This window comes from Antarctobacter heliothermus, from assembly GCF_900188425.1.
Lineage (GTDB): Bacteria > Pseudomonadota > Alphaproteobacteria > Rhodobacterales > Rhodobacteraceae > Antarctobacter > Antarctobacter heliothermus.
In genome coordinates this window covers 1-22740 of record NZ_FZON01000066.1, presented here as the reverse complement: position 1 = coordinate 22740, position 22740 = coordinate 1, and the positions used below count along the sequence as shown (strand labels likewise).

The 22740-nt window shown below is 58.4% G+C and carries 22 protein-coding genes and 1 tRNA gene; 11 read left to right on the top strand and 12 right to left on the bottom strand.

Annotated elements, in window-relative coordinates; genetic code table 11:
* The first annotated feature begins 70 nt into the window (after positions 1–70).
* The gene (locus CHB90_RS22310; RefSeq protein ID WP_089278692.1) at positions 71–712 is read left to right on the top strand and encodes a hypothetical protein; all 642 of its coding nucleotides are present in this window, start codon (positions 71–73) and stop codon (positions 710–712) included.
* A gap of 9 nt (positions 713–721) precedes the next feature.
* Here the strand turns inward: CHB90_RS22310 and CHB90_RS22305 are convergent, their stop codons facing one another.
* The 3 genes from CHB90_RS22305 to CHB90_RS26655 all read right to left on the bottom strand — a co-directional run bounded on the left by CHB90_RS22305 (position 722) and on the right by CHB90_RS26655 (position 2122).
* Complete coding sequence (locus CHB90_RS22305) at positions 722–922, bottom strand: hypothetical protein (protein WP_089278693.1); 201 nt, start codon at positions 920–922, stop codon at positions 722–724.
* A gap of 86 nt (positions 923–1008) precedes the next feature.
* Positions 1009–1743: a hypothetical protein gene (locus tag CHB90_RS22300; protein ID WP_425426631.1), complete on the bottom strand. Its 735-nt coding sequence runs from the start codon at positions 1741–1743 to the stop codon at positions 1009–1011.
* 249 nt (positions 1744–1992) lie between these two features.
* Positions 1993–2122: transfer RNA gene (locus CHB90_RS26655), tRNA-Leu, on the bottom strand.
* Between the two features lie 926 nt (positions 2123–3048).
* Between CHB90_RS26655 and CHB90_RS22290 the strand changes: the two genes are divergently transcribed.
* Positions 3049–4779: a PGN_0703 family putative restriction endonuclease gene (locus CHB90_RS22290; RefSeq protein WP_141135951.1), complete on the top strand. Its 1731-nt coding sequence runs from the start codon at positions 3049–3051 to the stop codon at positions 4777–4779.
* A gap of 400 nt (positions 4780–5179) precedes the next feature.
* Here CHB90_RS22290 and CHB90_RS22285 read toward each other — a convergent pair whose 3' ends face one another.
* Entirely contained in the window at positions 5180–6742 is a 1563-nt protein-coding gene (locus CHB90_RS22285; RefSeq protein ID WP_089280008.1) for a winged helix-turn-helix domain-containing tetratricopeptide repeat protein, read from the bottom strand.
* Between the two features lie 258 nt (positions 6743–7000).
* On the opposite strand from CHB90_RS22285, the gene CHB90_RS22280 reads away from it, so the two are divergent.
* Together CHB90_RS22280 and CHB90_RS22275 are read left to right on the top strand one after the other, a co-directional pair.
* Positions 7001–7222 carry a hypothetical protein gene (locus tag CHB90_RS22280; protein ID WP_089280007.1) on the top strand — a complete coding sequence of 74 codons (222 nt, stop codon included), beginning with the start codon at positions 7001–7003 and terminating at the stop codon, positions 7220–7222.
* A 439-nt stretch (positions 7223–7661) separates the two neighbouring features.
* Positions 7662–8273, top strand: a complete 612-nt coding sequence (locus tag CHB90_RS22275) for a hypothetical protein (protein ID WP_089280006.1) — start codon at positions 7662–7664, stop codon at positions 8271–8273.
* On the opposite strand, the gene CHB90_RS22270 is transcribed toward CHB90_RS22275, so the two are convergent.
* On the bottom strand, positions 8254–9573 hold the full coding sequence (locus tag CHB90_RS22270) for a tyrosine-type recombinase/integrase (protein ID WP_089280005.1): 1320 nt from the start codon (positions 9571–9573) through the stop codon (positions 8254–8256). The genes CHB90_RS22275 and CHB90_RS22270 overlap by 20 nt on opposite strands.
* 561 nt (positions 9574–10134) lie before the next feature.
* Here CHB90_RS22270 and CHB90_RS22265 point away from each other — a divergent pair.
* The 5 genes from CHB90_RS22265 (at position 10135) to CHB90_RS22245 (ending at position 12941) form a co-directional block, all read left to right on the top strand.
* On the top strand, positions 10135–10392 hold the full coding sequence (locus CHB90_RS22265; RefSeq protein WP_089280004.1) for a helix-turn-helix transcriptional regulator: 258 nt from the start codon (positions 10135–10137) through the stop codon (positions 10390–10392).
* Positions 10389–10658, top strand: a complete 270-nt coding sequence (locus tag CHB90_RS22260) for a hypothetical protein (RefSeq protein WP_089280003.1) — start codon at positions 10389–10391, stop codon at positions 10656–10658. Before CHB90_RS22265 ends, CHB90_RS22260 begins: the two co-directional genes overlap by 4 nt.
* Positions 10655–11047 carry a VRR-NUC domain-containing protein gene (locus tag CHB90_RS22255; RefSeq protein ID WP_089280002.1) on the top strand — a complete coding sequence of 131 codons (393 nt, stop codon included), beginning with the start codon at positions 10655–10657 and terminating at the stop codon, positions 11045–11047. The genes CHB90_RS22260 and CHB90_RS22255 overlap by 4 nt, the downstream gene beginning before the upstream one ends.
* Positions 11044–12069 carry a helix-turn-helix domain-containing protein gene (locus CHB90_RS22250; protein ID WP_089280001.1) on the top strand — a complete coding sequence of 342 codons (1026 nt, stop codon included), beginning with the start codon at positions 11044–11046 and terminating at the stop codon, positions 12067–12069. The genes CHB90_RS22255 and CHB90_RS22250 overlap by 4 nt, the downstream gene beginning before the upstream one ends.
* 215 nt (positions 12070–12284) lie before the next feature.
* On the top strand, positions 12285–12941 hold the full coding sequence (locus tag CHB90_RS22245; protein WP_089280000.1) for a hypothetical protein: 657 nt from the start codon (positions 12285–12287) through the stop codon (positions 12939–12941).
* Positions 12942–13531: 590 nt separating this feature from the next.
* Here the strand turns inward: CHB90_RS22245 and CHB90_RS22240 are convergent.
* The 7 genes from CHB90_RS22240 to CHB90_RS22210 form a co-directional block, all read right to left on the bottom strand.
* Positions 13532–14494, bottom strand: coding sequence for a sugar kinase (locus tag CHB90_RS22240; RefSeq protein WP_089279999.1), 963 nt, complete (start codon positions 14492–14494; stop codon positions 13532–13534).
* The gene (locus tag CHB90_RS22235; RefSeq protein WP_089279998.1) at positions 14494–15543 is read right to left on the bottom strand and encodes an L-idonate 5-dehydrogenase; all 1050 of its coding nucleotides are present in this window, start codon (positions 15541–15543) and stop codon (positions 14494–14496) included. Before CHB90_RS22235 ends, CHB90_RS22240 begins: the two co-directional genes overlap by 1 nt.
* 8 nt (positions 15544–15551) lie before the next feature.
* Positions 15552–16829 carry a TRAP transporter large permease gene (locus CHB90_RS22230; protein ID WP_089279997.1) on the bottom strand — a complete coding sequence of 426 codons (1278 nt, stop codon included), beginning with the start codon at positions 16827–16829 and terminating at the stop codon, positions 15552–15554.
* Positions 16829–17326 (bottom strand): TRAP transporter small permease, encoded by a 498-nt coding sequence (locus tag CHB90_RS22225; RefSeq protein ID WP_089279996.1) that lies wholly within the window; start codon positions 17324–17326, stop codon positions 16829–16831. The genes CHB90_RS22230 and CHB90_RS22225 overlap by 1 nt, the downstream gene beginning before the upstream one ends.
* 78 nt (positions 17327–17404) lie before the next feature.
* Entirely contained in the window at positions 17405–18376 is a 972-nt protein-coding gene (locus CHB90_RS22220; RefSeq protein ID WP_089279995.1) for an IS481 family transposase, read from the bottom strand.
* A gap of 93 nt (positions 18377–18469) precedes the next feature.
* Positions 18470–19447: a TRAP transporter substrate-binding protein gene (locus CHB90_RS22215; RefSeq protein WP_089279994.1), complete on the bottom strand. Its 978-nt coding sequence runs from the start codon at positions 19445–19447 to the stop codon at positions 18470–18472.
* A gap of 25 nt (positions 19448–19472) precedes the next feature.
* On the bottom strand, positions 19473–20189 hold the full coding sequence (locus CHB90_RS22210; protein WP_089279993.1) for a GntR family transcriptional regulator: 717 nt from the start codon (positions 20187–20189) through the stop codon (positions 19473–19475).
* A 126-nt stretch (positions 20190–20315) separates the two neighbouring features.
* On the opposite strand from CHB90_RS22210, the gene uxuA reads away from it, so the two are divergent.
* Both uxuA and CHB90_RS22200 read left to right on the top strand, forming a co-directional pair.
* Positions 20316–21527: a mannonate dehydratase gene (uxuA, locus tag CHB90_RS22205; protein WP_089279992.1), complete on the top strand. Its 1212-nt coding sequence runs from the start codon at positions 20316–20318 to the stop codon at positions 21525–21527.
* A complete protein-coding gene (locus tag CHB90_RS22200) occupies positions 21524–22450 on the top strand; it encodes a mannitol dehydrogenase family protein (protein ID WP_089279991.1) in 927 nt (308 codons plus the stop codon). The genes uxuA and CHB90_RS22200 overlap by 4 nt, the downstream gene beginning before the upstream one ends.
* The last annotated feature ends 290 nt before the right edge of the window (positions 22451–22740 follow it).

The following is a 22740-nucleotide window of genomic DNA, read 5'->3' as shown; positions in this document are numbered from 1 at the left end:
CTCGAGCCTGGACAAATCTGCCAAGGGTATTTCGGTTGCCACTACATCACCTGCACAGAGGACTCTTCCAATGACCACGCTTATCGCACGCAATACCATTCTTTCTGCGGCCCTTGCTGTCGTGCTGGCGTCGCCGGCGCGGCTCGTCGCTCAGCAGATCACTGTGACCGCCGCGCCTGAGGTCTCGGCCCTCATGGCGGCCTGCACCCCGACCACGGCGCAGGGCGCCGCAATCCGGGATGGCTTGGTTGCGCGGGGCTGGGCAGAGGTGCCGGAGGATAAGCGCCGCGCCGCTCTGGCCGCGTTCAGCGCAGCGCACATGTGGTCGTTCCTGCCCAACTATCTTTCTGCTGACCGGGTTGCCAACTTCGAACCGCTAACGGATGCGGTGGAGAGTGCCGCTAATGGCGCTGATGCCGCGTTCCTAGCATCTGGCGACCAATACGCGCTGATCCTCTGGAACGGGGATAACCTGTCGTGCATCTGGGCCGGGCAGCAATCCGATAGTATCGACACGCTCGCGGTGCAGCTTGGCGGCTTTCCGCATAGCGACAGGGTGACCACCCGCGCGATTGACCAGCGTCTTGAAGAACAGGGGCGCAGCTGGACTCGTCGGATGTCTGTTGGTCGGACACCGGTCCCCGATCTTCCGCCGTCCGTTGCGGAAACCGGGCTCACAGATGCAGCGCGGCTTGATCGGTCTCCTCTTTGAGGGTCGTTATCATGGGAAATGACAAGGCATAGACCAAAGATTGTGGTCATGCTCGCGCGTCTTCAGATTTTCTGCGGCCCGTCCACCGGGGCGAAGTTCAGGGTTTTGTGAAAGGAGCAGGTGCTCTGCCAGAATGGCGGAGAACTGCAGGGGCTGGTCGAAGGCGAGCGAGATGCCGGAGGTTTCAAGATCGTAAAAGGCGAAAAGCATTGGCGGAGCTTAACCGTCGCCGTGCAGTAAATGCGTCATCCTGGAAAGAGCGGGCCCTGCCATTGGGCATGTGCTCGGGTCCGGCGTCAGCAGGGAGGCGCATTTACTGCACGGCCATCGGCCTGAGCATCTCGTCGGTGTCCAAGTCCGCTGCGCCAGAGCGGTGTCTTAAAGACATGGCAGACACGCTTGCCGGAGCTGTCCTCGCGGGTCTCGACCAGAAGTCCCGCCCATTCCAGGGGCAGAAGAACGCAACAGGAGAACGCGGACATCTCGCGCCAGCCGGCCGTGTGCCAATCCTTCGGCTCACCGTAGAAAGCTTCGAACAAGGCGGCCTCGGTCGTGCCGTGGTCGGCCTCGACATTGATGACGTTCATCCAGACATCCCACTTGCCGAAGGGGCGATCATCGAAGCGCGCATAGGAGGCGTGATCGATGCGCAGGACGAAGTGTGGGATCAGTTCGGCGAACAGCCGGCCCGGGGCCTGCGCCAGCTCGGCGCCCCGCTTGGTCAACCGGAACTCGCCCTTGAAGTGCCGCCCCAGGCGAAGGGAGATCAGCAGGTAGTGTAACACCTCGAGCGGCGGGAACTCGTATTCGTTGATGACCTTGTTGTAGCGGAACATCTCTTCCGCGCTTTTTCCCGGCCAGCCGAAGCGCTCGACCGCCCGATGGACGAAGACCCGCTTGAACGCCTTGGTCTTGGTCAGGCCAATCGAGCCGTGCTCCTGCACGTTCTGCAGCGTCAGGAGCGCTGCGCGCAGCAGGGGCGAATGCGCGAGATCGGGATGGTCATCAAGGAGCGGGCGGAATTCGATCATGTCCACTTCATGCCACAGGCAGAACGGGGATGCCAAGTGGACCGAGGGGAGGCCTCGCCATGATCTCGGGCAGTCTCGCTCAACATCAGCGAATGTCACCGACTGTCACTGAGCGCGGGTGATTGTCGGCGGTTGTGGCTGGCGGGGGGGGCGACTCTGCAAACGTTGACATGGCGTTGACACGTTTTGCGAACGCAAAAACCCGACTGATTAAGTCAGGTTCTAACTATTTGGTATATTTAGTTTTTTTGGTTGCGGGGGTCAGATTTGAACTGACGACCTTCAGGTTATGAGCCTATATCCCAGTTATTTCATTAACTTATGAAAATCAAATACTTAGCCGACAAGCCTTTGGTTTCACAAAATTCTCCACCCTGCACTCACCGACATTCACCCGCATTCGGCAGCAAAGACAGCGCGAAACCCGCATTCGCGGGTTGATGTGGCGTTGATGTAGCCACTCACTCGATTATGATCGCGATCGGCCCAACAGGAGGCATTCGGTGGGTCGTTCTACGTTGCGGTGCTGCTTTCGCATTGCTGCCATTCGTGCATCGCGCAGCATCTTTGCGGTTCGATGAAACAGGAATCGACCGCTTTTAACGCCATATATGCGGATCGAAATAGGCAAAATAGCCAAAGTCGATCGGCAAGCCTGGATGCCCGACGTGCGCGATCCCATCGTAGATCACAAGATCGCACGGCTGGACGAATTTATGCTCTGGCGCTACGATCGAGTTTGAACGCAAAAGACACAAGCCAAACCGGGCCTGAGCGCCGCCCCCGTATGATGATGAATCATGAGCAGCAAACCTAAACCAGAGACTTTCGAATTCCACGATTTGGATCTGCCGGCATGGGTGGGCGACGGGTCTGCAGATCGTACAACCCCGTACACTGAGGAACAACTCGATCTCCTTGTCGATAGTACACTGGACGGTATTCGAGATACGGCTTCGTGGCAGAACCTCGTTGACCAAAATGGAGAGGAAGAGGCTCGTCTCATATTGCGATCGTGTTTGATCATGAGAGACGAAAACGCCAGAAAGCTCCCCAGGCACTAAGCCCAGACCCACCACGTTGTTTGAGCGCACTTTACATGTGCTGAACTTGAAGATCACGGACGGCCCACAGCCGACCTCCGCCGTCAGTAGCGGCGCTGCGACGCCGCATCGCGGGAGCGGCCGTTCATTGAAGATGCAGCACGATGAACGCGCCGGAGATCACCCACGCGGACAGGGCTAACTATTAGGGCTTTCCTTTGCTGAACATGACAAATGGCTTGCCACCGACTAGGAACTCAGCATGAGCGTTGAAATACTGTTTTCGCGGCGATGGCCGAAATCGTCATTGGCCCAAGACATCTCCAATATGGACGTCGCGGTTTATTCCCAGGCGTATCGAAGCTTGATGGCGCAGGCTCCGAAGCGCCCATGCAACCGCCCATACCTCGGTGGCAGGACAGGCTATCCAGGCACTGAAGGCGTGACCAACCGCAGAGAGGAGCACTTTGCGATTGCGATGGTAAACGCCCAGCAAGGCTGGACGTTGCCAGACGGGACGGCGTTGGAACTGCTGGACTACCAAGTGCCCCTAAAAGCCCGTCGCGCAGACCGGGGAGTCGGCAAGATCGACATGTTTGGGCTCACTGAATATGGCCACCCTGTCGTGGTCGAACTCAAGGTGATCGGACACTCCGGTGGAGCGAGCGACCCGCCCCCTGTCGCGCTTCTGGAAGGGCTGCGGTATGCTGCTATCCTTGAGGCCAACCTGGAGCGGATCGCAGAGGAGTTGCGAAGGAGCTTTGGCCGCGAGATGCTCCTGGAGCGGCCCGATATCGTCATCCTTGGTGAAGCGGATTGGTGGTCGCGGTGGCTGGGGCCGGATGCCGCGGCAAAATCCGCCCTCGAGGAAAAGGCCCGTGACTTTTCACAGGCGCTCGACCTCGGAATCGTCTTCGCCTCTATGTCCGATACGACGGTTCATTACGGCCAACGGACCTGCGCCCCGCGGCTGGCCGAGCTTCCTCACTTTGACTACCCGAATACGCTCCCCCGTAGCGCGGTGAAGGCCTTGAACTATGTCGCGGATGATGCTGCACGGCATGAAGAACGCTTGCAAACGACCTGGTGGCAGCATGCTGAAACACTTTCCGAAGGCGATCTGGATGGGCGCGAGCAAACGGGCAGGCCGCCGGTCGTCTCGCCTCAGTCCCCGGCGCTCAACCTCATGCTGCCGCGCGACAAGGCGATGGCAAGCGCAATCGTAGCAGAGATCGAAATCGCGGCGCGGCACAGGCATTTTCGGTCTTTCAGAAGCTCGCAGGCAATGGCTCAGAGTGTCTTCGGCGCCTTCAAAGCCGCGGGGCGGCTGGATTTGCTGTCACGGGTCCAGGCGGAATGCGGGCGCGCTGCATTCGGAAAGACGACGACCAAGACCACCCTTTCCATGGAGGTCGATGTCCGGACCCTCGGAGAGCCCCGGCCCACACAGTTGGACGTCCATCTTGAGACCGAATCTTACCGTGTCGCGGTCGAGTGCAAGTTCTGCGAGATCGGCTTTGGCACCTGCTCACGGGTCCGAGCCGACGGGATCGAAACCCCGCTCTGCGATGGGACCTATTCCCATCAGCAAGGCAGGCGCACGCGCTGCGCCCTGTCCGAGATCGGCGTATCCTACTGGAACTTCATACCGGCCGTCTTTGATTGGAGCCACACGCAGGACATGTGCCCGTGTCCGCTGCTGCCTACCTATCAGATTGTCCGGAACATCCTTGCGGCCGTGGTGGATAAGGATGGCCGCGTGGCCCCCTCAAGCGGACATGCGGTCATCGTTTACGATGGTCGAAACTCCGCCTACAAACTCGGCGGCGCGGCTGACACGCAACTACGGCAGGCTGCGGCAGCCTGCAGTGTTCCCGGTGCATTGCGCCGGGTGACGTGGCAAGAGGTGGTTCGGGCCTGCTCGGACTCTGCCGATCTGACCTGGTTGCCGGAGGCCATAAAGGAAAGGCACGGGATATATCCGCAAACTTGACCCTCTTGGATCCGCTCATTGCGACAATGGATTTCAGAAAGGATGTTCGAACGACTTGCCCTGACATTTTTGGGCAGCCCAAGCGCGAAAGGTAAGCTGTATCGGCGCGATGGTCTGAGCTGGGATCTCAGTCGGTCACGGCCCAATGCAGACATTCATCTTGGCATCTGGCTCCGCGGTGCCGTTTCACCGAACCGGACCTTCGATGTGTCGGGGGTTTCACAGCGCCGCCCGAGTTCATCCTCGCGATACAAGCTGCTGGCTGGACGGATCGTGCAATTGATTTCTTCCGCCTTGCCCGTTGGTTCCTCAAACCAAGCGCATTCGTTGCGGCGGCGGCTAGGCCCATTGTTGTATGCTGTGGGTGCGTGTCATCTGCAGCCAAAACCGCCGGCGACAGTCAGTGTTCCGGAAAACCGAGTTCAGTCAGTGCGCGGTGAATGTCCGTCTTGACGCCGGGATCGCGCAGCGGGATCGCGGCGAAGAACTGCGCGATCGAGGCATCGGGACGGCGGGTCAGGGTCTTGTCGCGCCAATACTGCGCCTGCGTCTCTCTGCCCGAGACCATATTGACGGCAGAAGCAATCGTCGTAACGATGTAATGAGCCCCAGGCTCGCGGGCTCCGGTGTCTGTGTCGCGGCAGGCCTGGTCTTTTTCACCCAGATGCAGATGGCCGAGGGCTTTGGCCTGATACATGGCATAAAGAAACGGGTCCAGCGGGCTGAGAGCAATGGCATCCTTCGCAGACTCGATTGCGCGAGCGCCTTGGCCTGCGATCATGTCGGCGTGAGACCGTGCATAAAGACCATGTGCAAAACTCGGGCTCAAGCCGATTGAACGCTCCAGATACGCTTGGCCAGAATCGTGATCGCCATTGAGCCAGAAAGATCGCCCGAAATTGAAATTGCCGAAGGGATCCAGCCGGTCGATTTCGAGGCATTTTTCCGCGAAGCGCCGGGCATTATCCACGTCTACCGCCCTATCGTTGCCATATCCAACGAAAGCCGCCTGAAAGGCCGTGAATGACCGCGCCGCGAATGCGCGGGCAAATCCCGGGTCAAGGTGGGTCGATTTCGCAAGATAGTCGGCTGCGATTGAATTATCCTTGGCGGTGAACCGGTACATATGGTGCAGGCCAAAATGATAGAGGCTCCAGGCGTCCAGACTAGCGGGCGGCCTCAGGCGTGCGCGTTCGGTCTCGTGGATGTTGATGTGCAGCTCCAGCCCAGAACAAATCAGCCGGACCAGATCAGTCCTAATCTGGTGAATGTCGTCAATATTACCCGAAAATTTCTCGGCCCAAATGACTTCTCCATCACGGGTGTCCGACAGTTCCGCCGTGATCGAGACGCGGCGGCCCATGATCTCGACATTGCCTGCCAAACAGTAAGTGGCACCAAGGTCGGTGCGGATCACTGCCATGTCCGGTACCGGATCGCGAAACCGGAATGTCGAACCACGCGCCAGAACCCGCAGCCATTTCAGCCGTGAGAGCGACGAGATAAGTTCGGCTGGGACGGCGTCGGCCATCGCCTCCCAGCCTTCCATATCGCCGACGCCTCGGAAGGGAAGGACGGCAATCGACGGGCGCGATGTCTGTATTGGAGCTTCTTCCAACTGCCTGCGATCTTCGGTCTTGGTGGTAGCAGGAATACTTTCCGACAAGGAGCCCACAAAACGAAACCCGCGACCGTGAACGGTGCGGATCAGGCGCTGTGACTTTCCATCATCTCCGACCGTGCGGCGAACGGTCTTCACAAGGGTCGAAATCGCGGCATCCGTTACAATGCGGCCGCCCCAAATGGCCGCGATCAGTTCGTCCTTGGTCACAAGCCGGTTCGCGTTCGACAGCAAATGCCACAAGAGCGCGAAGGCACGCGGCTCCACCTGAACAACTTGGCCAGCCTGCGCGAGTTCCCCAAGCTCTGTGTCGAGGGTGAATTCCGCAAAGGTGTATCTCATCCACTGGTGATATTCATTTCCTCATAAGTTTACCATGAAATTCTCAGATGCGTCTCAAGCATGGGGATTGGCATTCCGGCAGTTTGGTCTCGACACAAGTTGAGAAACGGAGACCCAAAATGAACCAACAAACCTCTATCCAAACCGCCCCGGTGACATCGCCGCTGGTAGACTTCTGGAATGGCATTCTGGCACGGAAATTCATCCGGTAGGGCTATCTGATCAAGACGATAATGCAAAACCTCAAGGAGCCCAACAATGACCGATTTTCCCGACACCCGCACGCTTCAAGCCACCGCACCCAAGGATATGATCACGCGTGTCCACCGTGGCCTGGCATTCGTGCTGCGCATTGCCGCCAAATGGCCGGGCGCAGGCGTTAAGCCTATGAATGAACGCACGCTGGCCGAGCGCTCTTTTGATGCCGCCGGTTACCGGGAAGAAGCACGCCGAAAGGTAGATCGCCTTCTACTTCGGTAAGGGGTGCGAATTCGGTAAGGGGTGCGAATGTCGGCTTCTAACAAGCTGAATATGTGAACTCGCAGTTGCAGCGAATGGCAGCTCTCCGCCCTTCGTGTTGAATTTTGCGCCGTAGACGTCACGCCCTGATTGACAGCAGATTGCTTGGCCATCGCCCTCATCCTCCAACGGGCCAACAAAACCATCTTTGCTTATCCACAGCATCTTGCCCTTCCCCCTCTTGATCCGAATCGAGGGCCTGTGCACGTTTGACGTGTGGGGAGAGCAGTCCTCAACCAAAAGTATAACAGGTCTATTGGAAAAGCCGTTTCAGCGATGTCGTGGTGCTTTGGCGCCCCTGGCTTCGTTGTCTCCAATCACTTGCCCGGTGCTATTCAAGCGCCGGCTGCAGGCGTTTTGAGTTCGGCTTGTCCTCTGTTCAGTTGAGGATGTATCGGCCATGGCATTGCCACCCCGTGTGTTCTTCACCCTCCAAGAGATCGCTGATCGCTGGGGGTGCCCAGTTTCCGACATGGCGGGCTGGGCCGCAATGGGGACTCTCAAGATCGTCACGGGCATTCCGCCCATCGAATGCGGCGAGCTCCGCGTCGCTGGCCTGGTCCAGATCCAGCCTACGGACGTCCTGCCGATGTTCCGGCGCTGTGGGACCGGTCCGCACGAAGCTCATCTAAAGCGTGTACGACAGCTGGATAGGGAAGACTGGCTTTACATTACCGCGCCGGAAGAAGGCGTACTGGTCTCCTTCAGCGATCTTTTGATCCTGGGGCAGGAAGTACAGCGCTTCGAGGTTGTCCACAATATCTTCGGTCGTGTCGCCGAAAGCGCTGGGCTGGGCGACGATGGCGATTACGACTGGACCGGAATGAATGTCGAAATCACGCGCAGAGTCTTCGAGGAGGGCTTGCCCAAATCGCAAGGAGAGTGGATCCGGGAGCTGCAGGACTGGTTCGCCGCGCGGTCTGAAACCGGGGAGTTTCCAGACGAACGGTCGATCCGGCGGCGATTGACCCCGATCCTCAAAGCACTGAAGTTCAAGAACCCGCCGCGTTGAGCGGTTTCATGCCCGCGCGCTGGGCAGTCTGTGAGAGCGGGTTGGCCGGGGCATCAGAACGATCCGCGTCATGAACGAGCTGGGGCCTTGGCTTGAACGCACTGGCCACGGCATCGACGCCCGCGCGCAGGGGAGAGTCCATCAGATGGGCATAGCGCTGGGTCGTCTGCATCTGGCTGTGCCCGAGCAGCTTGCCGATCATTTCAAGCGAGGCGCCGCCGCTGACCAGCAGCGAGGCGAAGGTGTGGCGCAGGTCGTGGATCCGCACATCCTCGATCCGCGCTTCTTTCTGGACGCGCGCCCAGAACCGACGGATTTCCTGAACGGGTTGGCCGAGGGTGTCGCCGGGAAAGAGCCAAGGCGACCCGCTGACAACAGCCAGGCGGCGTTGGCGCACAATCGACGCCGCTTCGTCCGAGATCGGCACCCGGTGGACGCGGCGCTGTTTGGTTGTCGTGGCGGGTTTCGTCCAACTCAAATGCTCGAGGTTAAAATCCTCAAACCGTGCCTGCCGCACCTCCCCGACACGAGCGCCGGTCAGCATGCAGAGCCGAATGATCCCCGCGGCACGATCATCCTCGGCCCGATCCAGAGCCATGGCGAGGCGGGCGATTTCCTGTTGCGAAAGGTACCGTTCGCGCGGGGCTTCCATACGCCGACGAAACCCCATCGCAGGATTGTCCTCGCGCCAGCCCCATTTGATCGCATAGGCGAACATCTTGCGGACAACCTCACCGACACGGTTGGCACGAACCGGCGTCGGCTTGGCCCCCTGCAGCTTGCGTGCGCGGTTGTTCGGCTTTTGCTTCGCGGGGCGCGCCCGTCCTTCGGCGACCTTGTTCAGAAGCAGCTCGACATCATAGGACGAGACCTCGGTCACCAGCATGTTGCCCCAAGCCGGGCCAATGAACTTTGCCATCATCGAGCGCTGGTCCGCAGCGTTCAGCGCCGCAAGATGCGGCAGATGCAGATCCACGTAACGCTTGATCAGATCGCTCACCCGTGGGGCTTCGCGCATGGCGTTACGCGTTGCCAACGGGTCACCACCTCCGTATATCTCGCGGCGCAGTTCCTTGGCCCGCTCCCGCGCAGCTGTCACCCCCCATTCCGGCCAGCGCGCGAATGTCATTCTGCGTTGGCGACCTGCATGGCGATAATCGAGCGTGAAGGCCCGTCCGCCGCCCCTGTAGATGCACACGGCAAAGCCTCGAACATCGGTATCAAAAATCTGGTAGTCCCGCCCCTCGGCGGGAACGGCGTCGCGAAGGACTTTCTCGGTCAGCTTCTGTCTGTTCACCATGCGCAACCCTCTCTCCTGGCCCTGTCATGACGCGTAGGTTGGGCCCGCAATCAAGCAGAGCATGGCCATGGGGGTGGCAGGGAGGCACGGGGTGGCACGGGTGAGACAGGCGGCGTGCCACCCCTGTTTTTATTGGCGATCCCGCGTCGATTGCGCGCGCTCGGCTCATCCGGGCCAGACCTGTCGACGCGATGACAGCCCGTCAGGAGCCATGCAGGCAGCTGTAAACGGGTATCAGCTTGTAAATTTCCAATGAAATCAGGGGGTGGCACGCCATTTTGTACGGTGCCACCCCCTGTTTGCCGCTGAATGCACGCGAATCCCCTGTAAATCCGGGGATTTGCCGGTGGTTGCCGCCGAATGCCAATGAGCCCGGAATTGCCGCAGCGCAGCGTAACCATCGGCCTTGGACCGTCCAACGGACAAATCGCCAATAAAACAAGGGGTGGCACGAGGGTGGCGGGTTTCGTGCCACCCCGTGCCTCCCTGCCACCCCGAATGATATGCGTGAGTAGTCGCCAGCAAAGACCCGCATTGGGGTCGCAACTCTGGAGACACAACATGCAGGACCTTTCTGGTGCATCCGCGGGCAAGCCTTCGCCCAGCGCCTTGATGAGTGGCTGGATCAGCCGCCCGGATCTCGCGCGACAGCTCGGGGTTACCGAGGACACCTTGCGCCGCTGGAACGCGGCACGATCAGGGCCGCCCTGTATCCGGGCCGGGCGCAAGATCTTCTATCGGCGCTCTGCCGTCCTGGACTGGCTGGAAGAACAGGAAACGAGCGCTTCCCGCCGCAAGCGTTCGGGAGGCCGTCGATGAGCGCCCCCCTTCCCTTCCGCAAACGCAGAGCGCGCGACCAGGTTCGATTTGAGTGGATCGATGAGCGGCTGCGCGAAGCCCGTTTCGTGATGGCCGATGTCGCCCATCATTCTGACCACCTGCTGCGGCTGGCCTGCAATGTCCTCGTCCAACACGGCGAGACGCCGGAGGAGCGCGAGGATGCACGGATCCTGCTCGTGGTGCTCGACGCCAGGCATCACGGTCGGCGCGGCGATCAGCGTTCAGACCCGGAGGTGCGGCGATGAAACGGCGCGGCACACCCGAGGCGGACCTGCAGCGCGCGGTGGTCACCACCCTGCGCTTCGCCCTGCCCAAGGGGGCGATCATCCATCACTGCGCCAATGAGGTGACCGAGTCCGGCCCGCGTGGTGCCAAACGCCAGGCCATTCTGGTCGGCATGGGCGTCCATCCCGGCTTTGCCGATCTGACGGTGCTCTGCGAGGGCCGCGTGCTGTTCCTCGAGCTGAAATCCCTCAAAGGCAAGCTTAGCCCAGCGCAAGAGGCGTTTCGCGATGCTGTTCTGGCGCAAGGCTTCGGCTGGGCCTTGGTCCGGTCGCTTGATGACGCGCTGGGCGCCCTGGCGGATCATGGGCTCACCAGCCGTGTCCGACCAGCTGGGAGGGCCACGCAATGAGCCATGACGCCACCAACTGGGCCATCCAGCGGCGCGGGCTGAAGCCTACCACCAAGATCGTGCTCTGGCATCTCTGTGATCGCTACAACCCAGACTTCGGCTGCTTTCCGTCACAAGAACGGCTGGCCCACGATTGCGAAATCAGCCGATCCACCCTGAACGAACATCTCAATCGGCTCGAGGCGGAAAAACTGTTGCGCCGCGTGCCGCGCATCGATCCCGTCACCAAACGCCAGATGCCGACACGCTACATCCTGGGGTTCGAGAACAGCTTTACACCACATGATCCCGAACCATGTCCGGAAACCGCACATGGGGTTTTGCCCTGTGACGAGGATGCTGAAACCACGCCTGAAATCGCCCCTGCCATTTCCAATCCGGCCGAGCCGTGTCCGGAAATCGCACACGGAAATCCACCCGAAGCCGTGTCCGGATTTTGCCCCGACCCGTGTCCGGAAAATGCCCAAAGCCGTGTCCGGAATCCGGACACTAACCTTGTAAGAGAACCACTAAGTAAACCAGTAAAGGAGGAGGAGGATGCGCAAGCGCGCGATTCCGATTTTGATCGGTTCTTCACAGAGCTGCTCAGCGCGCTGGGCTTCGCCGCCAATGCCAGCCTGCCCGCCTGGTGGCAGGGCTGGCCAGCGCGGGCCCATGTGCGCCGCTGGATCAACGACCTCGGGCTGTCAGAGGATCGGATCCTTGAGACCGCCAAAGAGACCAGGCGTGATCATCCCAACCCGCCCGACGGTCCCAAGGCCCTGGACCGCGCCATGGAACGCGCCGCCCAGCGCGCAGCACAAGCGGCCGCCGCCAAGGCCAACGGCGGGATAGCCAAGAGCCGTCGCAAGACCCAGCGCACGCCACCGCCCAGCGCGGATGAACTGGCGGCGTTCTATGCGGCCAAGGTGAACTCCGACGAATATCTGCCCAAGAACATGATCAGCGCCGCCATGTGCGGATTGATGCTGGAGCGCGGGCTGGTCACGCCCGAGCGGCTTCGACAGCGCGGGGTGCGGTGAATGGTTTTTTGCCGCGTCCCCGGCGCAAAATGCCCCTCTGCGTGGTCAGCGGAGGCCTTGATCCGGATCTCATGTCGCAATGTCCTGAGTTCCGGATATCAGCTCATGCATGGCGCACTCTCGCGTCTGCGCGTGGCCCAATCCTCTTGGATCCGGCGTCCGATGGATGGAGCGGAGCGCACAGCGCAGGTGGACATCATGGAAGGATTGCAGCCATGAGCATGCAAGGACGGATAGCCCGCGCAGGCGGCACAAGAGTCAAACGCGCGCTGGGCGTGCAGGCAGCGCTCGAATGGGCATTCCGGATCGAGAAAGCGCAACTGGAATTGCCGCCGCCTCAGGACGTCACCGAGGAAGGTTTCGGCTTTGGCCTCGAATATGTCCTCATGCAGCGCGCCGCCCTAGGCTGCAAGGCCGACGGCGGTCAGCACAAGATGGGCAGCTACACCCATGCAGACGCAGAGGTCATTGCCGCCATCGTTGCCGGCATGCCCGACAGTCTCGGAGGCATTCGCATGGCGATCCGCGTGGCGGAACTCGCCCGCGCCGGGCTGACACCCGATTGGATGCCGGGAGCGGTCCCTCGCTGCGTTCCAGTGGAAACCAGGCACAACCAGCACGGCGAACGGGCGGTGACCGAGGTGGTGGGCACCGAGCGCGTGCTGTACCGTGGACGCTGGCGCAGCGTGGACGTATTGGTCTGCCCCGTCACCTGGCGACCGCATCCGGAACAGATCGCATCAGCGCGGCGCGGTTATCGCGACTGGTGGCACGCGCTGGATTGGGTACGGGATGGGTTGGCAGCGGGCGGGATGCTGCGGGAGGTGGAGGTGACGGTCGCGATGCCGAAGGTGCGGCCTTGGGGAAATTAATGAGATTTACCCATCCGGATGGGAGCCGGCCTTCGATTCGTTCCGGTCCGCACCGACACGAAGGGCGGATTGTGTTGAAAAACTCCGCTTTTGGCCCAACTTGATAAAATTTCTCGCCCTACAGGCCGACCTGCTTTGGTCGGCGAGAGGGTCGGCCAAATTGGCCTTGCGCAACTCACCTGCCAGCTCTCAGCGCCTCACGAATAGTCTCGCCTGACTTCTTGGTATGATGGGCATTTGCCGGAAAATTACGGAATCCGAATTTAGGAGTTTTTCAACACAATGGGCGGAAACCGGAATTTCGCTGCAAGCGCGAGCCATTCATCCCGGGAGGTTGGAAGCCGACATTCAGGCCATCCCAAACTGGGCTTGGCGCTGCGCTGCCGCAAATCTGCTTCGAGCCCGAAGTATCGGATACTGCGCAGGCTTCTACTGATAGCAATGCGCAGTAAGCGGGATTTTCAAATTCGGTGCCGACAGATTCTGACGATGGTTGGTTCGGCCCAGTGCTGCGGCACGCCATGCATACCCTCCATGCTGTGCAACTTCTCCAAACAAGCGTTTGCCCTCCGCACCGCATTTTGCGCTATTCAGTTTGCGCCATGCGAACATGCTGCCATAGCATCAATTCTCAGCTCCATCGTATGTTTTGGAACAATGGCGCCGTGGTGCTCGATTACGACAGAAGCGTAATGGTGGCCCAATGACATCGCTTTTGAAACCGAGCCATGCTGTAGATAGGACCCTATGAATGCGCCGGAAAAGCTGTCACCGGCCGCCGTTGTATCGACAACACGACTTGCTTTTGGGAATGACTGCCCACCATTTTGGTGCGCGTTGATGGCGATAGGGCCGCGTTCACCGCGTTTGAGCGATCCGATACACCCCTCAATTTCGCTAAACCGGCGAAGGACAGCGGTCTCCGTCCCGCCAAACAACGCAATTTCATCATCGAGGGATGGCAGGGCAATGTCGCACAAAGACCACGCCTGCGTGACGGTTTCTCTTGCCCTCGTTTGGCTTTCCCACAGCTTCGCGCGATAGTTTGAGTCAAATGCGAACTGACCACCATTTTCGCGATATTCGCCCATCCAATTCAGAAGCGAAACGCGGACCGGAGGCGGAAGGATCGCCAGGGAAATTTCCGACATATAGATGAGATCATAATCTTCAAGCGCGCTGAAATCGCAAACTCCAGACTCTTGAAAAAGACTGCGTGCGGCAGAATTTTCGCGCCAGTACGCGAAACTACGTTCTCCCGACGCGTCATTGGAGATGGAGTACAATCCGGGCAGGCGATCCGCGACACGTGTGATCCCGCTTGTTTCAAGGCCTTCTGATTGCATGAACTCAATCATCTGGTCAGACATTTGATCCGTCCCCAGACCTGTTACGTAATGCACCGAATGTGACTTAGGCAAAGCCCGCCTGAGGTAGATCGCGGTGTTCAACGTGTCGCCCGCAACATTCAATCTAGCGTTTCCGGGGATGGCCTGCGCGATCATTTCAATAAGGGCTTCGCCGACGCATGCGACCTTGAGCGTCTTCTTCATCAGGACACGCTATCGAGTTTGAGCTGCACCTTTACGGCCTTTTCGCGGTTTTTCGCAGTTCGAAACGCTTCGACAGCGTCTTTCATCGGATAGGTTTGGGTGATGATCGGTGTCACATCGATGACGCCGCGATCAATCAGACCGACGGCCTGTTCAAACTCAGGATGGAACCGGTGTGTGCCTCTGAAATTGATTTCTTTGCCGACGATTGCATTGATCGGCAAGCTGATACTCCCTGTGACACCGACCTGAACGATCGTGCCCCTCGGACGGACGGCTATGATGGCAGACAGAATGGCGGGTTCAGCGGCGGAACACTCGAACACGATGTCAAAAGGGCCATGCTCCGCGATGTGTTCGGCTATTCCTTCGGGTTGCGCGCCAATATTGATGGTTTTCGTGGCACCCATCTTCACGGCGACGTTCAGTGTGAAGTCGAACAGATCGGTAACAACGACACTTTGTGCACCCTGCAATTTGGCGACAGCAGCGCAAAGCGAACCGATCGGTCCGGCACCGGTCACCAGAACGGCCTTCCCCGCAAGCGGGCCAGTCTGTGCTGCCGCATGCAGGCACACCGCCAGGGGTTCAGAGCAGGCCGCATTGGCCAACGAAGTGGCATTGTTCACTTTGAAGCATTGGCCTTTGCCCGTTACCATTTTAGTGCGAAAGCCACCTTGGACATGAGGGATAGTGCGCGCCGAGCCCATGAAACGCATTTTTGCGCAGTGCTGGAATTCATTACGCTGACAATAGTCGCACTCAAAACACGGCTGGCTTGGGCTGACGGCAACACGGTCGCCAATTATCAGGTTGCCGACCTCAGCGCCGACAGCTTCAACAATGCCCGACACCTCATGCCCGAGGATAATCGGGTCAGTCACGCGAACAGGGCCGAACCCACCATCCTGATAATAATGCATGTCAGACCCGCAAATGCCGCCATGGGTCATCGCGACAAGAACGTCGTTGGCCCCCAGATCTGCAAGGGCAACCTCATCAATGCGCAGATCGTTTTGTTTATGAAGAACACAGGCTTTGATGGTCATGATGTTTCCTAGGGCATGAGGACAGAGGGCAGCCAGGTCGAAATGGCGGGCACGTAGGACACCAACAACAACACGAGGATGTTGGTGAACAAAAACGGCAGAATTGCGATGACAACGGGTGTAAGCGGCAGGCGCGCGATCCCAGCGCAGACGAACAGACAGACACCAAGGGGGGGCGTGGTGAGGCCGATCATCAGATTCAAAACCGCGAAGGTCGCGAAATGAAGCGGCTCGATATCGACTGCGACCGCCAAGGCAAGCAAGGGTACGAAAAGGATTATAAGCGCTGCAATCGTTTCCATGAACATGCCCACGATCAGCAGCAGGATGTTGATGATCAGGATGACAAGGAACTTGTTATCGGTGAATGACAATACTGCTGATGCAATCGCTTGGGGGATCTGCTCGGACACCAGAATCCAGCCAAAGACGTTGGCAAACCCCACAAGCAGCAGAATGCCGGTCGCGGACACGGCGCTGTCCACGACGATCTTGGGAATGTCCAGAACTGGCAGTTCGCGGTAGATAAACAGCCCGATCACCATGGCGTAGACAGAGGCGACGATGGCGGTCTCGGTTGGTGTCGCGATCCCGCTGAGCAGGCCGTAAAGAATGATCCCTGTCATCGCTAGCGCCCAAAAGGCCCCCGCAAATGACTTGCCGATTTCACTGAAACCTTGCCAGTCCTGTTTGGGGAAGTTCTTTTTGCGGGCAATCAGGTAGGTCGTGATCATCATCGCCAAGCCCATAAGAATGCCGGGGATTGCCCCTGCAAGGAACATTTTTCCGACTGATATTCCCGACAAGGCACCAACGATAATCATAGGCACGCTCGGAGGGATAATCGGTCCGACAGTGGAGGACGCGGCAGTGACGGCCGCCGAGAAGTCGGCGGGATAACCGGCCTTCTTCATCCCTGGAATCATGACGCCACCGATAGATGCAGCATCCGCTACGGCGGTGCCAGTGATGCCGCCAAACAGCATTGACGCGCCGACGTTGGTCAAGCCAAGGCCACCCCTGATCCATCCGACCAGCGAATTGGCAAATCTGATGATGCGTTCCGTAATGCCTCCACGGTTCATCAGGTTCCCCGCAAGGATGAACCCCGGAATGCTAAGCAGAACAAAAACGTCCATTCCTGCATACATCTTTTGCGGCATCACCACCGGCGGAATTCCCACGACCAGCAGATAACTGAGAGAGCTGACACCCAAAGTGACAGCCACCGGAAGGCCAATCACCAACCCGACGACAAAAACGGCGATCAAAACAGTAAGGCCCATCAGACAAGATCCTCGCGCGTATCCGCCTTGCCATCGCCACCGGCGAACACCATTCGGATGACTCTGAAAACGGAGAAAAGTAAAAGGGTAACAAGCAGCCCGAAGACTGTGAAATGTACATAGTCCATACGCAGGGTCATGGCCGGGGATGTTTGCATCGCACCAATGGAAACATATTTCCAGGCTGGCATGATCAGGTAGGCACACAGCATGGCCGTCAGCGTCGCTGAAATAAGTCGCAGCCGCCAAGGCCATTTGCCGGGCATGTATTCACAAACGACATCGACGTTCACCAGATCACCGGAGCGCAGCGAAAGGCCGGCCCCGAAGGCGACCATGTACAGCATCGCGAAACGGGTCAGTTCCTCGGTCCAGATCGGCGAGGACCCGAAGGTTCGCCCCAAAACCTGCGTGAGGACCGTCACGATCAACACCAGAAACGAAACACCGACGCCGATGCGGCAAATGGTGTAAGCGCCACTTTCAAATCTCAACATTGCAACGCCTCCGGTTGTCTTGGAAAGAATTGCCGGCCGTTAGGCCGGCAATTCCCGGGAGCATCGAAAATTGTTCGCTTAGTTGTCACATCCCGGAAGGTAATATGGCTGTTTCTTGAACAGCTCTGGCTTGAGTTTGTGCCAGTCCTTCATCGCCTGCAAGGGCGTCTTGCTGCCCAAGGCTGATTGCGGGAGCTGCTGGTTGTAAAGCCAGGCGTAGCGGTGCAGCGTTGTCTCCAACTCTTCGCCGGATCGGAAGTGGTGGCTTTGCAGCACCTCTTCGATGCGGCCATTGAAACGCTCGACCATGCCGTTGGTCTGAGGCGACTTCGGCGGCGTGAGCCGGTGCTCGATGCCGAGGGCGGCGCACAGCGTGTCGAACTCGTGCGCGCCGGTCGCCGCACGCCTGCGCAAGCCGAAGAGGCGATCCGTGAACTCCTTGCCATTATCCGTAAGAATTGTGCGGATGCGCAGCGGGCAAACACGTTCGAGGTCACGAAGGAAGCGGCGTGCGTTAGCTGCTGTCTTGGCCTTGAAAACGCGGATGAAGACCCAGCGTGTCGCTCGGTCGATTGCCACGAAAAGGTAGCGTCGCGAGGTCTCATCGGCCATTTGCGGCAGGTATTTCACGTCGATATGCAGGTATCCGGGCTCATAGGCCTTGAAGGCGCTGTGCTTCGGCTTTGGTGCTTTGGCCTTCAGATCGCGCAGGTTGCCGACGCCATGCCTGCGAAGGCAGCGATCGAGGCCCGAACGTGAGACGTTCGGGTTTAGGAATTCGCGCACCACTGCAAGCAGATCATCCAGCGAGACAAGCAGCGTCTTGCGCAACACCACTGCGATGGCCTCTTGGGCAGGCGTCAGGGTTGTCTGCAGGCGATGCGGCGTATGACTGCGATCTTCAACGCTGTCACGCTTGCGCCATTTCCATACGGTCTGTTCCGTCGTCCCGTGGCGTTCCGCGAGAACCCAAGCGGGTTCGTCGCTCGCCTGTATCGCCGCTCTGATCTTCGGTGTCGTGGTCGCCTGGCTGTGCAGCTTGATCAGCATGTCGTTCTCCCATCCCGAACCTCGCTCAAAACAGACCGTGCCATGAAAAGCGCAGATCGACGAGGGGCTATGTGATCATCCGGGATGGAACACTTAGTTCGCAAACAGACCCTCGACGATAGGCTTGATTTCATCGCTGACGTTCGCAAGAACGGCATCGCGCGCTGCAGCTTGGAAAGCTGCCCCGTCGACAACAACGAATGTCATACCATTCTCTTCAAGGTAGGTTTGGTCAGCGGCAAGGCTGTCCAACAGCAGGCTGCGCTCGTATTCTTGCGCGGCGGCTGCGGCCTTCATGACAGCGGCCTGATCTTCCTCGGAAAGCTTGCCCCAAGTAGATTCAGCGATTGTCAAATAGATCCAAGACCGCACGTGCTCGGTCTGGTTCACGAAGCCTTGGACTTCGTTGAAGTTGGCAGACCGGATAAGCGCCAGCGGGTTTTCCTGCCCTTCAATCACGCCGCTTTGCAGCGATGTGAACACTTCTGAGAACGCCATCGGAGTAGGGGATGCACCAAGCGCGCTCCATACGTCAAGGAAGAGCGGAACGTTGGGGACCCGCATTTTCATGCCGTTCAGGTCCGCAGGTGTTTCGATCGGGCGTTGGGACGTTAGGTTGCGCGGGCCACGCGCGAAGAACGCAATTGGACGAACTTGTGCCTTTTCGATGATCTGTGCTTCGATCTGGTCACCAACGTCGCCACCAGCCACTTCGTCCATATGCTCAAGCGAGCGATATGCGTAAGGCACGGCCAGAAGGGCGGCCAAAGGCGCCCAGTTTTGCAGGCTTTCACCGGTGATCGTCATGTCAACGGTGCCAAGTTGCATGCCGTTGATCAGGTCGATTTCTTTGCCCAAAGACTCGTTCGGGAAGACTTCGACCGCAATGCGACCATCGGTCAATGTGCTAAGCTCTTCGCCGAAACGAACAGCAGCGAGGTGCCAGGCGTTATCTTCGTTGGCGAGGTGCCCGAGCTTTAGCGTCAGGTCTTGGCTGAACGCTGCTGTCCCTGCGGCAATCGCTAAGCAGCTGGCTGCTGCCAACGTCGTGAATTTTGAAATGAGCCTCATAGTCTTCTCCTCCTTGAGTATCTAGTTATATTTCGCTGGAGATATCCCGCGAATTTTCGAAGTAATCAGGGTAAAGTTCCTGAACACGCGGCAAGCTGTTGAGTATCTCGCGCAAATGAGAACGCATTGCGTCCTCGGCACGTGACACAGCCATTTGCTCAATGAAGTCGACGATCTTCTCGTGCTGATCGATCAACTTTGAAATTGGGAATTCTTCGAATGTGATGAACCGCACTCGGTCCATCTGCGATTTGATGACCTCGAGATTGTCCCAAACCTTAGCAACGCCCGCAGCGCGCGCCAGCGTCATGTGGAACCGTTCATCCAGCTCGATAAAGCGTTCTGGTGATCCTTCGGGGACGTTTTTCTGCAATTCGAGTTGGGTCCGAAGATCTTTGACAAGGTCGCTGTCGCCTGTCGTCGCAAGCTTGCGCACGATATCAGCTTCGACAGCTTCGCGCACAAAGCGGGCGTTCAGCACTGCCTCAAAATCGATCCTCCGGACGAAAGTCCCCCGTTGAGGTCTGACCTCAAGAAGCCCTTCGTTCATGAGAGTGATGAAGGCTTCGCGGACCGGCTGACGGCTGACGCCGTATTCTTTTGCAAGTTCGGGTTCAGACAATCGGGTCATCGGGCGCAGGTCATTTTGGATGATGCGGCTTCTCAATACCAGACGCAGTTGCGGGCTCACAGCTTTGAGCTGATCCAACTTCCAACCGTCAAAATCGACAAGTGCCAACATGCAACTTCCTCCCACCTTTTGATACATGCCTACTTCCATACAAGTCAACAACTTGTTATGATCTCTTTGAGAAAACACATGAAATCAATATTTTTCAACGTGTTGCACACTGTATTGGAGAGTAAGATGCAAAGAACATGGCGATGGTTTGGGCCATTAGATACAGTTTCGATTCCCGATATGCGGCAGGCCGGCGTCAAGGGCGTCGTGTCCGCACTCCATCACATCCCCAACGGCGTTGTCTGGTCCGATCAAGAGATCAAGTTGCGAAAGTCAGAGATTGAGACCTTCCCGAACGGTGAGAAAACTGATCTCACTTGGGGCGTCGCCGAAAGCCTGCCCGTCTCCGAAAGCATCAAGCAACAAAGGGGCGATTGGCGCGAGCACATCGAGAACTACAAGCAGAGTATCCGCAATCTGGCGCAGGCGCGTATTCACGTCATCTGTTACAATTTCATGCCGGTCCTGGACTGGACGCGCACCAACCTTGCCTATGAATTGCCGAACGGTGCCAAATGCATGCGGTTCGACGTGGTCGACTTTGCCGTCTTCGACATTTTTGCTCTGAAACGGAAGGGTGCAGAGGCTGACTATCCGGCGGAGGTTCTGCGCGCGGCAAAAGATCGTCATGCGGCTATGACAGCTGATGCTGTGGCTTCGCTGGCTCAAAACGTCATTTGTGGTCTCCCTGGCACGGAAGAAGGCTATAGCGTTGATGATCTGAAATTACATTTGCAGTCCTATCAACACATTGACGAGGAACGCCTGCGTCAGCACCAGATTGATTTTTTATCGGAAGTCGTGCCCGTCGCCGAATCTGTCGGCGCCCGTCTGTGCTGTCATCCCGACGATCCGCCGTTCCCGCTTTTGGGCCTGCCGCGGATCATGTCCACCGAGGACGATTACACGCGGCTGATGGCCGCCGTGGACTCCCCGGCCAATGGAATCACGCTGTGTAGCGGATCGCTCGGTGTGCGCGCAGACAACGACCTGCCCGGAATGATGCGTCGACTGGGACCAAAAGTGCACTTCGTCCACCTAAGAAACGTCCATCGCGAAAGCGATGTCTTGCCAAACTCGTTTTATGAAGCAGGGCATCTTGAGGGCGAGACTGATATGGTGGAACTAATCGCCGCTGTTCTAGACGAAGAGAGACGACGGGCCGCAAAGGGGCGCGAAGACTGCAACATCCCCTTCCGTCCGGATCACGGTCAGGACATTCTGAGCGATCTGAAACAGAATAGTCAGCCAGGCTATCCTGCGGTTGGCAGGCTCAAGGGATTGGCCGAACTGCGTGGTATCATTGAGGCCCTTTCCCATCCGCGGACATCCGCATGACCCGCTTGACTGAAGCAAGCCTTAGCGCCATTTCAAAGAATGTCAGGACACCTGATTACAGCCGTGAAACCAGCGGAGTCGGGATTGTCCATCTGGGCCTCGGCGCGTTTCACAAGGCGCATCAGGCATTCTATACCGACGCGGCCATGGCTTTGGGCGGGGGAAATTGGAGCATCATCGGCGTCAGCATGCGTAACGAACAGATCGCGGCCGATTTCAATGATCAGGACGGGCTTTTTACACTTTTAGAACGCGGCACGGATGGCGCGTCCGCGCAAATCATCGGCAGCATCGCGCGGGCTTTGTGTGCTGCGACCCAGCCAGACGATGTGATGACAGCACTCTGCGACCCCGACGTGCGCATCGTCACAACCACGGTAACAGAAAAAGGCTACGGTATTGATCGCGCAAGTGGCGGGGTTGACACGACAAATGTGGTTATCGCCCATGATCTTGACCGAAAAAATTCACCGATCGGCACCATCGGATTGATCGTCACTGCACTCGAAAAACGTCGCGCTAATGGCATTCCGCCCTTTACAGCACTGTGCTGTGACAACCTGCCTGACAACGGTGCGTTTCTTCACGCAGGGTTGGTTGATTTTGCGAACCAATTTGACGCGGACCTTGCAAATTGGATCACAGATAACGTCGCGTGCCCAGCCTCGATGGTGGATCGTATTACTCCTGCGCAAACGTCTTCCACTCGCACCCTTGCGCAGGATCTAACTGGCGCAGAAGACATTTTGGCTATTGAAACCGAGAATTTTCACCAGTGGGTGATTGAGGATAATTTCCCCACTGGGCGCCCCGCATGGGATCGAGCTGGCGCCATCTTCACCGACAATGTCGCACCCTTTGAGAAAATGAAGCTCCGGCTGCTTAACCCCGCAATATTCACCGGCGGTCCGTGTGCGGTGTGATTTCGGGGCGCGGTCGGGTTTCTTGACCTTGCGTGTGGCAGGAAGGGCGATCACGCTGCCGACGTTCGCGTCATACGTGTGGGTGGATGTGTTCGCGGCGCTTTCGGGCGAACGCGGTGATGCATCCGCACACGGCGTTGAACGCCACCGGGATCGGTGGCGACGGTCGGGAAGCGCGGTCATACAGGCGGTTCGGATCAGGGGCCGGCCCAATGCATCCTGATGATTGTCGGCCATAGCATAGACCAGAAAGGCGCGGCGCTGCTTGCAAGCGCGAGCGTCATCCGGCG